Source organism: Paenibacillus sp. FSL H3-0469 (assembly GCF_038051945.1).
In the GTDB taxonomy this organism is placed as follows: domain Bacteria; phylum Bacillota; class Bacilli; order Paenibacillales; family Paenibacillaceae; genus Paenibacillus_AQ.
This window is the reverse complement of sequence record NZ_CP150302.1, coordinates 3852948-3867320: the sequence shown is the minus strand read 5'-3', so window position 1 is coordinate 3867320 and position 14373 is coordinate 3852948. Positions and strand designations below refer to the sequence as shown.

Below are 14373 nucleotides of genomic sequence, written 5' to 3'. Positions count from 1 at the left end.
GGCAGCTGTGACGTACGGCAATCAGCTTTAAAGTGAAAGAGGAGGTACTTTGGTGCAGCAGAAATGGCAACGCTGGAATATAGCATCACGCAAGTGGTTATGGATCATTATGGTGATAGGGCTTATAGGTGCGCTTCCGGTCGTATACGACCGTCTACAGACAGAGAAGTCTTCCAAATCGGTTGAGTTTGTCTTTGATTACCGGGATCTGGTTGAGGTTGCGAGCTACCGGCAGAATCCGCAGGATTATATCAACGAGCAGCTGGACCGGCTGAAGGCAGCCGGTGTTCAGAGTATGGCTATCTATGAAAATACATTGGAGGATTTCCGCAAGGCGCGCCGCCTGATGATCTGGGGAGCGTCTGATATCGCCAATCTTACCGATACTGTGATTCCGGAGAATGAGAACTATACATATGTCCTCTTTACCAGTGCGAAGAACAGTGAAATGCTCTCACCGGTTATCCGCGATGCCTTCAGCAGAGTGGACATCCGGACGGAAGAATGGAACTACCGCGGCCAGCAGGGGCTAATTATCCAGACGCCGCTGGAGGATGCAACGCTCAAGCCGCTGCAGCCGGACCCGATTACACTGGAAATGCTGCATGAGAAGGGCTTCAGCATTGTGCCCCGGCTTGTAGACTCGCTGGCATACAATCAGGATGCCGTGAAGAAACTTTTGGACCGTTACGCTGAGCTTGGCGTCAAGCGGATTCTTTTTGAAGGAGAGTCGGTTAAGGGGTACTCCGATGATGCGGATACAGGCAGTCTAACCACCTTCGCTAACCTCCTGAAGCAACACGGGATGGGAATAGCGGCAATCGAGAATATTAAGGTTCAACAGAAGGGCTTCTCCAAGCTGGCTTATATGCTGGATTACAACGTGACGCGCCTGTATTCCCTCAGCGAGGCGGATTCCAGCCTCAAGACTGAGGTGATTGCTGACCGGTTCGCGCTGGGCACAAAAGACCGCAATATCCGCATGATCTATCTGAATACGATTCCCTCGAGAGATACCAAGAAGGCTGCCATTACAGATACGATGGATAACCTGATTGAGAGTCTCAGCGGACCTGAGGGTGCGGTGGCCAAGATTGAGGCGAACGGCTTCCACATTGGGCAGGCTACAGCATTTGATGTGAGCGATTCCTCCTTCCAGCGTTATTTCAAGCTGATTGCAGTAATCGGAGCGGTAGCTATGGTTGCGCTGTTGTTCTCCTACTTCATTCCATGGCTTACTCTGCCTGTATGGGTGCTTGGACTGGTGGGAAGCGCCGGGCTGCTGGTTCTGAAGCCAACCTTATTTGAACAGGCGCTTGCGCTTGCCGTAGCCATAAGTGCGCCTACCCTGGCTATAATACTGGCTATCCGCAAAATTAATGAAATGGGCCCGCCTTTACGTGCCAATCCGTTAACCTTTGCCGTAATGAGCCCGCGCCGCCGTCTGACGCATAGTCTCGTTCTGTATGTCAAAACTGCATTAATTACATTCAGTGCGGTGCCTTTCGTCATTGCGCTGCTGAATAATATTACCTATGCCCTGGTACTGGAACAGTTCCGTGGTGTGAGCCTGCTGCATTTGGCACCGATCGGGCTTACCGCAATCTATGTTCTTTTGTACCGTGGAGAGTTTGCCTTTAACAAGACAGGTAAGCTGCTGCGGACACCGATTACACTCGCTATGGTCATTGCGGCCGGCGTAATCGGTATCGTGGGGATGTATTATTTGAGCCGGACCGGGAATGCCGGAACTGTAAGTGCACCGGAGAAACTCCTTCGTGTCTTCCTGGAGAATACCGTTGGGGTCAGACCGCGTAACAAGGAATTCCTGCTGGCACATCCGCTCTTTATCCTCGGTGCATTCTTGGCTTATAAATACAGGAGTGCAGCCTTCATCATGATTATTGCAGTCATTGGGCAGTTGTCTATGGTGGATACCTTTGCCCATATTCATTCGCCTGTGCTGATTTCGCTGGTTCGCGGACTTCTTGGTCTGGGACTCGGCCTGATTATCGGTATTATCGCTGTAGGGGTATGGCAGATTGCGGAAGGGTGTTGGAAACGATGGTCACCTCTGCTCAAAAAATTGTAATCTCCGGCTTTTACGGCTTCCACAACAGTGGAGACGAAGCCGTTCTGCAGTCGATTCTGAATGCTGTACACAAGCAGTCCCGGGCCGCCGGAATAACACTTACGCCTGTGGTCTTATCCATTGATCCGGAGTGGACGTCTGCCACATACGGGGTGGAGTCAGTACACCGGATGAAGCTGGGAGAGGTGCGGAGAGCCATATCAGACAGTGCGGGTCTGATCAGCGGCGGCGGCAGCCTGCTTCAGGATGTGACAAGCAGCAAGACCATCCCATATTACCTGGGCATCATCAAGCTGGCCCAGTGGATGGGGAAGCCGACATTTATCTATTCCCAGGGGATCGGCCCAGTGAACCGCAAGCTGTTTCATCCGCTGATCAAATCGGTTTTCCGGAAATGTGCGTACATCTCGGTGCGGGATGAACAGTCCCGCTTGTTGCTTCAGTCGATGGGGTTTAGTATTGATGAGGTAGAGGTAGTACCTGACCCGGTTATGGGTCTGGAGTTGCCTGAAGATATGCAGCCGGAACAACTTGCAGGAGCAGATACGGTAGCTGGAACACCCAACTACGGCATGCAAGGTTCGCCCGCTACTGTAGGTGTCTCCGTGCGCTTCTGGGAGCAGTCCCGTAAGGAGCTGGATTCCTTGGCTGAGGGCTTGGTGAAGGCTTCAGCGGTCCAGCCGCTCCATGTACACTTTCTGCCCTTCCATCATTCTGCGGACAATGAGGCTTCCCGCTATGTGATGCAGAAGATAGGCCGGGCTATAGAAGATAATGGGGGATCGGTAACGATCCGTGAGGATGCGCTTCATCCGCTGCAGATGCTGCGGGAGGTAAGCCAGTGCCAGGCGCTTATAGGCATGCGGCTGCACAGCCTTATCTATGCTGCGGGACAGCGTGTTCCGCTGATGGGCGTCTCGTATGATCCGAAGATTGATCATTTTCTGGAGCGGGTGAATTGTCAGCCGGTGGGTAAGACGGATACACTGGAGGCAGACAAGGTGGCTGCCGGGCTTCTGGAGCTGCTGAGCTCGGGGGAGAGCTGGAAGCAGGAGCGGGAGCCGCTGATCGCCGCGCTCACCCGAGAGGCAGAGGCTCCGGCCCGGCGAATTGCCCAATATTTCGGCCATAAAGGATGAGTGACAAGTGAAAGCAGATAGCGTAATACCGACAGTGCCCATTTTTGGCATACGAGTATCCAAGGCGGATATGAAAACCACCGTTTCCTATTTAACGGAGGCGGTTCGTAAGCGTGAGCCTCATCAGGTAATTACTGCCAATCCGATCATGGTTATGGCGGCGCTGGAGAATCCGTCTTATATGGAAATTATGAAATCAGCAGAGCTGGTTGTCCCTGACGGGACTGGAGTAGTATGGGCAGCGGGATATTGTCATGAGCCTGTAGCTGAGCGTGTAGCCGGTTTTGATCTTTTACATGAATTATTGCACCAAGGCGAAAGCTATAACTGGAGAGTATATTTGCTCGGTTCTACCCCTGAGGTGATTCGCGAGACGGCTTCCCGGTTACAAACAAGATATCCCGGTATTGTCATCGCAGGATATCATGACGGGTATTTTGGTCCGGCAGAAGATGAACAGATTGTGGGCGGCATCCTTGAAGCGAAGCCTGACTTGCTCTTTGTTGCCAGAGGGGCAGACAGCCAGGAGCCATGGATCGCCAAATACAAATCCCGGCTGCAGATCCCGGTGATGATGGGTGTCGGCGGGAGCTTTGATGTGATCTCCGGCAAGAGCCGCCGCGCCCCTGTTGCCTTTCAGAAATTAAGGGCAGAATGGTTATACCGGCTGCTCAAGGAACCTACACGTTACAAAAGAATGCTTGCGCTGCCGAAATTCGCAGTAAAAGTGGTACGAGAGAAAGATAAAGTCACAAAAGACCAGTAAAATGAGGGAATTCACCGAAAAAATCCGTGGTATCGCCTAAAAACAGTATTGGAATTTGTTTTTGGTTCAGCGTATAATTCAATGCGGTAGAGAAATGGAGGTCGACTTTTCACATGTTAATCATATACATCGCCGGATTCATTGTGTGCATGGGGCTTGCACTGCTTTTGACGCCGTTCGTGAAGAAATTCGCTATTAAGATCGGTGCGACAGATGTGCCAAATGCCCGGAAAGTGCATACGAAGATCATGCCCCGCCTCGGCGGACTCGGTATATTTCTGGCGTTTGTGTTAGGCCTGCTTGCCGTATTACCGATTATTCCTTATGACTTCACTCCCCGGGAGGCTAATTTCATTAAGGCGCTGCTATGCGGCGGAGGTCTGATTGTGTTGATCGGCGGTCTGGATGACCGGTTCGAGCTGTCAGCCAAAGTGAAGCTGCTGGGCCAAATTGCCGCTGCTTGTATCGTAGTTTTCGGGTTTGGCATCACGGTTGATTTCGTAAATATTCCTTTTCATAATAGCTATTCTTCCCTGGAGAGCTGGATTGCCATCCCTCTGACCATCTTCTGGATTGTCGGCGTCACGAATGCCGTGAACCTGATTGACGGTCTGGACGGGCTTGCAGCAGGCGTATCTGGTATCGCAATTGCAACGATTGCTGTCATGGCCTTCCTGATGGGAAACACCATGGTTGCCCTGCTCTGTCTGCTGCTTCTGGGCAGCATTCTGGGATTCCTGTTCTTCAACTTCCATCCCGCCAAAATCTTCATGGGCGATACGGGCTCGCTGTTCCTGGGCTTCTGCCTGGCGCTGCTCGCACTGCTCGGCTTCAAACAGATTGCGGTGGTTTCATTCATCACACCACTCCTGATCATCGGAGTTCCGTTATCGGATACATTCTTCGCCATCGTCCGGCGCAAGCTGCAGAAGAAGCCGATCTTCGCTCCGGATAAAGGCCATCTCCATCACTGTCTGCGCGAACTTGGCTTCAGCCACCGCCAGACAGTATTGATCATCTACGGCATTGCCGCATTCTTCGGTATCCTGGCGGTCATCCAGACCTCAGCTTCGCTCTACGAAGCCAACTGGGTTACCTTTGTAGTCATCTGCGTCATGCTCTTCTTCCTGCAGATCGGCGCAGAGATCACCGGGGTCATCAGTAAGACCAAGCGTCCGGTAATTGATTTGTTTTTGAGAATGCGGATGAAGGTTGACCCTGAACGCAGCTCCAAATCTTAGATACATTATTAGCAATTTATAAAATTAAAATTACAGTGTGCACCTAACCTTACTCCAGTGGAGTAAGGTTTTTTATTTTTTTGCTAATTATTAGTCTATAGCTGTCCGATAAAAATATAGAGTTGGTTAAGACGCGGAATGCTGCACAGGCCGACAACAAACCAAAAAGCAGTAGGAGGTTTCTTACGTGAAAAAAAGTTTGAAGGCGATAGGCGGTATGTTTTTAGCGATAGTGATGCTGCTATCCACACTTTCCTCAGCAGGTGCTGTTTATGCAGCGGACCCTGCAACAGGACAATACTTTCAGTTCACCAAGTTCAGTACAGATAAGGGTGCCCCAACTTCAGTCAATACAAGTACCGTTGACGTAGAGGGTACGTTTAATGGAGTGTCTGCAGACAGCATCTATTATCAGGTGGACGGCATTGTCAACGGGAATGTAGTTCCTGGAGCAAGTGGTGCTGACGTCAAGCCAATTATTGAGAACGAGAAAAACTTCCGTTTCCCAAGTGTCAAGTTAAGTCAGGGCCTTAACCGGATTACAGTCTTTGGTACAACAGCTACTGGAAGCCTGGCCAGCGGAGAAGCCTATGTTAATTTTTCCAACGTTCCTGCCATTTATAATATAGCTCTACCGGATGGCACTTTGCTAAGTGAGAATACACCCACAATGGTTAATACAGCAGGATTAACGTTGACTCTGGAAGCTCCGAATGCCACAGAGGTTATGGTCAATAATTCCAAGATGTTTAACGGCGGTAGCAGTACCTTCGTCATTGCCGACATACCGCTGACTCCGGGTCTTAATAAGCTGACCTTTGTTGCGACTACAGATTCGGGTACGCGTACTTATGCGGTGACACGTGAAGTAGTGTATGCGCCTATTGATAAGGGAACTCCGAACAAGACCAAGGTTGGGACATATGCTGTGGATAGTGGGAATGTTGTATCTGCAACAGGCGGGGATACTGAGATTAAAGGTAAGCTTACAGGGTCCATTACATTTAGAGTATCCGAGGATACGGCAGAGGCTCCACTTTCAGGCATGACCTTTACTGTTCGTAACACAACTACAAGCAGTGATGTACTTGCTGGTGGCGCAACTACCATTGATGCAACTCCGGTTAAGTCGGGAGAATATATTACATTTAAATATACAAGTACCAATGATGTTACAATATCCAGCAATGGTAAATATACAATTACATTTACTACTACCAATGGGACCTATAATGGAAAGAGTATTAATCCATTGGATTTCACTTACCGGAATGCAGATGATCCTTACATTACAAGTGTAGAGCAACTGTATAGTCCTGTAGTGAGCGGCACAACGAATCAAACTGTCAGCTATTCTTCATCCGGTGTCTTCTCGGGTAATTCCAATTTGTTCGAGATTCCACTGTGGTTAATGATCAAGACCAGCGATACAACAATTGCTCCTGACAATTTGGAGATTAGTTCGTATCAGAATGGTGCCAAGGTCCCTTCGGACCGGTTTGTGATCGAAGGAACCTCAATGAAGACTAGCCAGGGTTATAGAGTATTTAAGATCACCGGCCTGCCTTCAGGCGAGCAGACTTTACAGATTGATCTGAAAAAGGATGGATCTACTACTAACATTATAGATAAGAAGGTACTTTCGGTTAATTATGTATCGGCCCCATTTATAGATGTAACTAATATTTATAATAACCAGGTGTTCAAATATAGTGGTGAGTTCACATCCATTAATGGACGGTTAGTGAACTTTCCGGACATAGACAAGTCATCCGTTAAAATAACCATCAATGGAACAACGGTTGTCCCGACAATTAATGATGTAACTCACGTATTTAATTATGCGATTACCTCTACTTCTGGTATTTCTCTGGTGTCCGGCCCGAATAAGATCACCATTTCAGGTACAGCAAACGGTGTGCCGGTCACGACCACTCTTACTGTGTATCTGTTCCCAGAGAATACTCCGAATATTGATGGTGTCGTGCCTTATCCGGTAGGTGAGACGTCCGACCCAAATGGAGTATTTATCAAAAATTCAAATCTAAATTATACAACGAACGAATCTGCTACAGATGTTCACTTTGTCGTAAGCAATGCCACTCAGGTTGTAATTATGAAAGATGGTAAACAATACGCTGTTGCTGACTATAATTCTGATAGCTCTGGTGGCAAGAATGTAGGGTGGAGTACAGCATCCAGTTATCTTAGTACGCCTATTTCGCCCGCCAAAGATGGTGAATTCGTATTAAAAGGTCAAGAGCTACCTACAACCGGTCTCCAGACCTTTGTGATTTCGGCAAGAGTGGGAACTGCGGCTATTACACAGACACTGCAGATCACCCGTGAGGTTCCTCCGTACAGCATTTTATCGCCTAAGCTTCCTAACGAGAGCATTATCAAACAGAACTTCCTTGATGTCAGCATTCAGGCTGAAGGTGCTACAAGTATTGTAATTGGTAAAGAACCAATGATTAAAGGGGCGAAGGACATATTCCGTCTCGAATTAAAGGGTCTGAAAAAAGGGAAGAATACGGTTAAATTCACCGTCACGACAGGCACTACGAAATCCAACGGAACGTTCGATGTAACCTACTCAGATGAGATCCTGCAAGGTGCACAGCTAAAAACGACTCTTAACTCATCTGGCAAGCTGACAGCCTTCCAGAATGCAGTGAGTCTTGTTTTCCCAAAAGGAACGATGCTACGGGATGCAACACCGACACCGGGGTCAAGCAATACCCGGCAAATCAATCTGTTCAATGAACAATATATCCTGCTTGGCATTGCTGATAAGCAAGATGGACGTACCGTGAAGCAGTATAACCCGGTAGGTGAATTTGATGGTACGAGTTATCAGGATGGCAAGCTGGTTGAAGTTCCTGCCAGCGGCTTGGCTACTGCTTATATGACTCCAAAGCTTCATTATGGATATGCTTCGAATTTGTATTGGATCGACCCGGGATACTTTGTTTCCGCGACTTCCATTAATGATTATTCAACTGTAGTTGCTTCTCATCCATATAAGAAGGGGAATGAATCCTTCCTTGGGCATATGGGCAGATGGATGGAGCCTACCCAGCAAGGGAAGATTACACTGAAATATGATCCGACAATCGTTAATGCGGCAACCTCTAACATCTCTGTTTGGAAGAATGTTGACGGCACCTGGTATAACATGGGAGGTGTGGTCAACACAGGGAGTAAGACGATTACGGCCACCTTCGATGGCTTTGGTTATTACACTGTAATGAGCTTACGCTACAGTTACGATGATATTGTCTCCCACACCTACGCACGCAGCGAGCTGGAGACTATTTTATCCCGTGGGATTATGAATGCGAAGGATGCTAATGAGTTTGGCGTATATGAGAATGTTACCCGTGGAGAGTTTGCTACTATGCTTGTCAAAATTATGGGTATTCAGCTTGATTACGAGCCAAACAATCTGACTTTCTCAGATGTGGTTAAATACAGTGATTATCACTGGGATTACCGTTATATAGAAACAGCGGTCCGCAAAGGGATTATCCGCGGAACAGCTCCGAGAATCTTCTCCCCTAACCGCACCTTATCCAGAGAAGATGCAGCGGTCATGATCGCCCGTGCAATGAGCTTGAAGCTTGGAAACAATGCGACTGATCTGGCAGCCCTGCAGAAGCTATTTACGGATACGGGATCAATTGTGTCAGTATACTCAGCACCTTCTATCCTTGCAGCCTACAAGGCTGGTGTGATTTCTGGAATTGAGAACAAGCTGGTGGCTGGACAAAAGAAGGCAACATTCCGTTTCGATCCGCAAGCTAACTTTACGAGAGCGGACGCAGCAGTGATGGCACAACGTATTATGGCTAAGATGAAGAGATTGTAGAAATAAACAACTATATATGAAGTAAAAATAAGCCTCTGACTCCCTGTTTACGGGAAAGAGGCTTATCTTTTACATTTTCCATATACAAATCTTTGAATTGTGTGTTATTTTGCGTTACAATGGCCTAAGAAGCTGTAAGCACAAACATTTAATGCAAGAAGGAGAAAGCCATCGATGAAACCGATTTTATCAAAAGCACAATTGGATTACACGAAAGCAAAGAATATGTTTGAGAATAGAGCAAAGGTTATGGAAAAAGAAATTGCAGCGAAGCGGGCACTGCAGGAGATCACTCAGGAAGTAATGGAAGAGCTTGTTCAAGCAACTGGCTTCCATGATGCGTATAACGAGCTGGTCATTGCTGAGAATGCTTTGATTGAATGGTCTCATAGCACAATCAAACATGAGAAGAGCTACCGCGAGAACCGCGCAGCGATTGATGCTATGTATGAGAATGTTAATGCAAGTCCTGAGAAACGCCAGGAATTGATACAGCTATCCATGAAGATTCGTTAGTCCTGGATTTACAAGGTTGCAAGAAAGGCTGCTGAGGATTCTCGGCAGCCTTTCTTTATGTATATTCATTTTATTTGTGAACGTGTTAACCTTGTTGTAATGTGGGTATATACTTATTAGCTCGAATGCTGATCAACAAATACATCACTTTTATTATGTAATATTTGTTTGTAAACTTAACAAATATTGTTTAATGACGTTTGGAATGCCTCTATGCTATACTGATTCCCGTAGCCACCCAACATTAACAATAGTTAGTAGAACATACATATTGTATCTTCTAGAGTATCGGGGCAGGAATACAGCAGGGCATAAAAAGTTTTTTTAACCAAAGCGCAACTTTTTTGAAACTACTGCGTTTAAGGTGTAGAGTCACTTGCACAAGGCAATTGCGGAATGCCCTGAAGGCACTGCCCATTGCGAAATGGAAAAATTAGCTTTACGTGACTAGAGGCACATTGTATAATACTTAGGTAGAATTAGGAATCTAGTATTACTATGCCTTGAAGCTGTTTACAAGTTTCTGTGATACCCGTCACAGACATTATTTATACTTAATCTGCTCAACTCGGGAAAGGGGGTGCTCGACAAATGAGTGATATGAGCTACACAACTAAAGAAAATTCCCAGTTTATGAATGTCCAAGGAGGAGAAAAAAAGGTTATGAAGAAAATTTTATCCGTAGCATTGTCTACAGCAATGGCATTCTCGATGTTTGCCTCTGTAGCATTTGGTGAAACAGCAAAGGTAACTCCACAACAAGCATTTGATGCTTTGGCAGCAAAAGGTATTCTTAATGGATACCCAGATGGTCAGGCTCACCTTGAAAAAGATCTGACTCGCGGTGAATTCGCTAAGATCGTTACTAAATTGTTCGGTCTTACTGAAGTAACTGGTAAGCTGTCTTACAAAGACAAAGGTTACACAGCTACTAACTGGACTGTACCTTATGTAGAAGCTGTTACAGCTGCAGGCTTGATGCAAGGTCAAGACACAGTTAAGGGCATCTTCAACTACAACGGTAAAGTAACAGTTGAAGAAGTTGCGGCAGTATTGTTCCGCGCTCTGAAACTGGAACAGCCTACTACAACTGATAACAGTGCATCCGCATGGGCTAAAGGCTATGCACAAGCAGTTATCAACGCTGGTCTGATTGCTAAAGATGTAAACTTCAAATCTAATGCTGACCGTGCTCTGGTAGTACAGACAGCTTATGCAGCTGATCAAATCGGAAAAACTCCTACATTGACTGTAGTTTCTGCTGAAGCAGTAAGCCCAACCAAAGTAGTTGTAACTTTCTCCGACAAAACTACTGCAAACGTTGAGTTGACAACTGCTCTGGTAGCAGGCGTTGAACAAACAATCAACTTCAAACACCTTGAAAAGGACTACACTGCAAAAGTAACTCTGCAGGCTCCTAAGGTTGTTTCCGTAACAGCTCCTAACTCGAAACAAGTAGTCGTTAAGTTCAATCGTCAGATTGCAACTGACTCAATCGTTTCTGATGGCAAATTGATTGATGATGTAGTTAAAGTTGTAAAAGTATCGACAACTGCTAATGTAGTTGACAATGCTGAAGTTGTATTTAACGCTGACGGCACTGAAGCTACTCTGACAGTACCTGGTGAAGTTAACTACCTTAAAGGTCAATACACTGTAGTTGTAAGTAAAGATGTTAGAACTACAGGTAATGAAGAAGTTCCAGCATTCACTGACCTGATCAATGTTGCTGACGTTGTTGCTCCAACTGTAACTTCTGTTACGGCTGTTGCTAAGTCTACAACTAATAAGGTTTATGTGAAATTGAGCGAACCTACTAAGCTGTCTGGTCTGATTGCTTATGTGAATGGTGCTGCTGCAAGCGTAGCTCGCGACACTTATGATTCCTTCGTTCTGACTACTGGTACTTTGACTAGTGGCCAAACTTATGATGTGTCTCTGACAAACGTTTCTGACTTTGCTGGAAATGTTGCTACTCCAAACCCAGTTAAAACATCTGTAACTGTTACTTCTGATGTTAATGCTCCTGTAATTAAGAGTGTAACTCCAGTAGGTGATCGTTATGTTGAAGTGGTATTTGACAAGAAACTTAACAAAGATTCTCTCGTAGGTAACGTTCGTTTGTTGGATGCTAATGGCGAAAGCAAAGGTGTGTTCTCCATTGAAAATACTTCTGATAGCGCAACAATTACTTTGAGATCACCACTGGGCTCATTGTCCACTACTACGTTCACTGGTTCTATCTTGTTCGGAGCAAATGTTAAGGATACCATTGGTAATACCCTGGGTACTCCTGTGTCCCAAGCTATTACTTTCACAAAAGACACAGTTGCTCCAACAGTAACTAGTGTAACTTACTCGAACAGAGGTCTTGTTATCAAGTTCTCTGAGAAAGTACTGTCCCCAGCTGCTGGTAAAACTTTGACTTTGATCAATGATTCTACTGGTGCTGTTACTACAACTATCGCTTCCGGTAGTGGTGTGCTTTCCAGCGACAAGAAGACTTTGACTTATCAAGTGTCTAAAGAATTCACTGGTGCTCATACCCTTCGTATTCCTGAAGGCCTGGTAACAGATGATTCCTTCACTAAGAATGCACTGGCTGCGACTGTACAGTCCTTGACAGGAGCTTCTGCTTCTACTGATGAGAAAGCTCCAGAAATTTATAAAGTAGAGCACAATGATAGCACGCTTAGCAACAGCACTGTTACAGTTTATGTATATGCTAAAGATGCTGGTGGTCTGAATGTTTCCAGCTTGAGAGATCCTAACAGCTACACTCTCGATAGCAAGGCTCTTCCTTCTGATGCATATGTGACTATTCAAACCCTGAGTGGTCCAAACACTGCTCCAACTGATGCAATTGCAGTAGTTCAGTTCTCAGGATCAGCTATCAGTGAAACTAAAAACTATAACTTTGTTGCTAGCGGTATTGCTGATACTGCGGGTAACGGTGTAGTGGCATCTACTACTGCAATCAGCCTGACTGACAGAGTGAAACCAACATTCAAATCGGTTGCTGTTGCAGCAAATGATGGAAAGTCATTGATCCTTGAATTCTCTGAGCAAATCAAGAACTTGCCAACAGATGCTAAGGGCGCTCGTAACTTGGATTCTTCCAACTTCGAATTCAAGATTAACAATGTCCCTGTAAGTGACACTGAAGCTGTTGTTGGACAACGTATCGAATCCGGTACTGATGTTAACAAATACTATGTGACCTTTGATGTTAAAGCAGGCGTATATCAAGGTGCAGAAGTTCTCTACTTCGGAAGCAGCATCAACTCTAACGGAAGCAACATTGTTGCTTATGTGAAGGATGCTACTGCTGGTAAGCTTGACTTGAGCGCTAACTACATCAACGAAATCACTGTGAAGGTGAAAGATACTTCCAAAATCGTTGACGCTACTGGTAACCCAATCGTTACTGGTGCAGAACTGAACGGTAAATAATTTAAGCTTCCTTAACGAAGCAAAGAATAGCCTCTTCGGAGGCTATTCTTTTTTTATAGCCATTTATCCCACTATGAGGAGGAATCACATTTGAAGACCGCTTGGAAAGTTACGATGTCAGCAGTGCTGCTGGCAGGTGGCCTGTGGGCAGGCTCCATGCTTAACTTAACGGCTGAAGGCGCCGGTGTTGGATCACAGCCAGGAACGGCTGAGGACCCGGTGGTTACTAAGAGCTATGTGGACCAACAGATCCAGAAGGCTTTGCAGGGTGGGACTTTTACTCCTCCTACTCAGGCTCCGGCTGCTACTGCGACTAATGCACCGGCTGCAACCACAGCTCCTACCAAAGCGCCGGCTTCCGGTTCGGGTGATACAGGCAATGCCAGCGAAATCGTTGATGTGAAACCTGGACAAACCCTGATTGCCGGGGCGGGTGCAGAATTTATTGTTCGCGCCGGCAAAGCGGTTATTTATTCCCAAGATGCTAATGGGGTAGCTGACTTGACGGATGGTGTCGATTTGGCGAATGGTGTCGCTGCGCCTACGAATCATTTGTTATCTTTCCCGCGGGATGGACGTGGGATCGCTGTACAGGACGGTCAGACGATGAAGATCGTTGTTATGGTCCGTGGTGCATATACTCTTAAATAAACAACAGCTTGTGTTAAAGTTCACTTCAATCGACATTTTTCTTTCTATATAAAGAATGCCCTATATTGGACAACATTATACCCCGGAACTCATTCCCACAGCTGACAAACATTGAGCCGACTTAGGCCCTTGGAATTCGTACACAATACCACCTGTAATCTTAAAAAAATTCGCAGGAGGTGCTGTAACATGGCACGTACAAATCGCACAGTGGTACCAGAGAGCCGGGCAATGCTGAAACAAATGCAATATGAAATTGCTTCTGAATTCGGATTATATGGAGCTTCGTACGGTGGTGGAATGGACACGGAGTTTGCTTCTGAGCTGGGGACCATAGGTGGATCAGGGGTTTCTGGAGGAACGCCGTATCTGGGACATCTTAGTTCCAGAGATAATGGATCTGTTGGCGGGGAAATCACAAAGCGGTTGATCAAACAGGCCGAGCAGTCGCTTTTCGCATAACTGGCTTCAATTGACAGCCACCGGTAAATAAGATAATATGACCTTTGAGGAAGGCCGTAGACCTTTTCCATTCGGAAAAGGTTCATTTTTTGAATAAAACAGGCATTGGCCATTATTATTCTACTACTTATATTTGGCCTGTTTTCTACTAGGGAGCCCCCTTGAATACAGTGTCAGATCAA

Annotated in this window: 9 protein-coding genes; all 9 read left to right on the top strand. The window is 46.3% G+C overall.

What is annotated here, in order from left to right; translation table 11 throughout:
* The first annotated feature begins 52 nt into the window (after positions 1-52).
* The 9 genes from NSS83_RS16940 (at position 53) to NSS83_RS16900 (ending at position 14191) form a co-directional block, all read left to right on the top strand.
* Complete coding sequence (locus NSS83_RS16940; protein WP_341183615.1) at positions 53-2092, top strand: DUF5693 family protein; 2040 nt, start codon at positions 53-55, stop codon at positions 2090-2092.
* Positions 2065-3231 (top strand): polysaccharide pyruvyl transferase CsaB, encoded by a 1167-nt coding sequence (gene csaB / locus NSS83_RS16935; RefSeq protein ID WP_341185190.1) that lies wholly within the window; start codon positions 2065-2067, stop codon positions 3229-3231. The genes NSS83_RS16940 and csaB overlap by 28 nt, the downstream gene beginning before the upstream one ends.
* A 70-nt stretch (positions 3232-3301) precedes the next feature.
* The gene (locus NSS83_RS16930; protein ID WP_341183616.1) at positions 3302-3997 is read left to right on the top strand and encodes a WecB/TagA/CpsF family glycosyltransferase; all 696 of its coding nucleotides are present in this window, start codon (positions 3302-3304) and stop codon (positions 3995-3997) included.
* Positions 3998-4110: 113 nt separating this feature from the next.
* Entirely contained in the window at positions 4111-5238 is a 1128-nt protein-coding gene (locus NSS83_RS16925) for an MraY family glycosyltransferase (RefSeq protein WP_341183617.1), read from the top strand.
* Between the two features lie 187 nt (positions 5239-5425).
* Positions 5426-9109, top strand: coding sequence for an S-layer homology domain-containing protein (locus NSS83_RS16920; RefSeq protein WP_341183618.1), 3684 nt, complete (start codon positions 5426-5428; stop codon positions 9107-9109).
* 174 nt (positions 9110-9283) lie between these two features.
* Positions 9284-9625 (top strand): hypothetical protein, encoded by a 342-nt coding sequence (locus NSS83_RS16915; protein ID WP_339220749.1) that lies wholly within the window; start codon positions 9284-9286, stop codon positions 9623-9625.
* Between the two features lie 591 nt (positions 9626-10216).
* Positions 10217-13078, top strand: a complete 2862-nt coding sequence (locus tag NSS83_RS16910; protein WP_341348694.1) for an Ig-like domain-containing protein — start codon at positions 10217-10219, stop codon at positions 13076-13078.
* Positions 13079-13168: 90 nt separating this feature from the next.
* Positions 13169-13729: a hypothetical protein gene (locus tag NSS83_RS16905; RefSeq protein ID WP_341348693.1), complete on the top strand. Its 561-nt coding sequence runs from the start codon at positions 13169-13171 to the stop codon at positions 13727-13729.
* A gap of 189 nt (positions 13730-13918) precedes the next feature.
* The gene (locus tag NSS83_RS16900; protein ID WP_341183621.1) at positions 13919-14191 is read left to right on the top strand and encodes an alpha/beta-type small acid-soluble spore protein; all 273 of its coding nucleotides are present in this window, start codon (positions 13919-13921) and stop codon (positions 14189-14191) included.
* Positions 14192-14373 lie beyond the last annotated feature (182 nt).

What these genes read in the sequence shown, in the direction of transcription:
- NSS83_RS16930 (WP_341183616.1), top strand. Translation starts at nt 3,302, where the DNA reads ATGAAAACCACCGTTTCCTATTTAACGGAGGCGGTTCGTAAGCGTGAG.
- NSS83_RS16900 (WP_341183621.1), top strand. Translation starts at nt 13,919, where the DNA reads ATGGCACGTACAAATCGCACAGTGGTACCAGAGAGCCGGGCAATGCTG.
- NSS83_RS16925 (WP_341183617.1), top strand. Translation starts at nt 4,111, where the DNA reads ATGTTAATCATATACATCGCCGGATTCATTGTGTGCATGGGGCTTGCA.
- NSS83_RS16910 (WP_341348694.1), top strand. Translation starts at nt 10,217, where the DNA reads ATGAGTGATATGAGCTACACAACTAAAGAAAATTCCCAGTTTATGAAT.
- csaB (WP_341185190.1), top strand. Translation starts at nt 2,065, where the DNA reads ATGGTCACCTCTGCTCAAAAAATTGTAATCTCCGGCTTTTACGGCTTC.
- NSS83_RS16915 (WP_339220749.1), top strand. Translation starts at nt 9,284, where the DNA reads ATGAAACCGATTTTATCAAAAGCACAATTGGATTACACGAAAGCAAAG.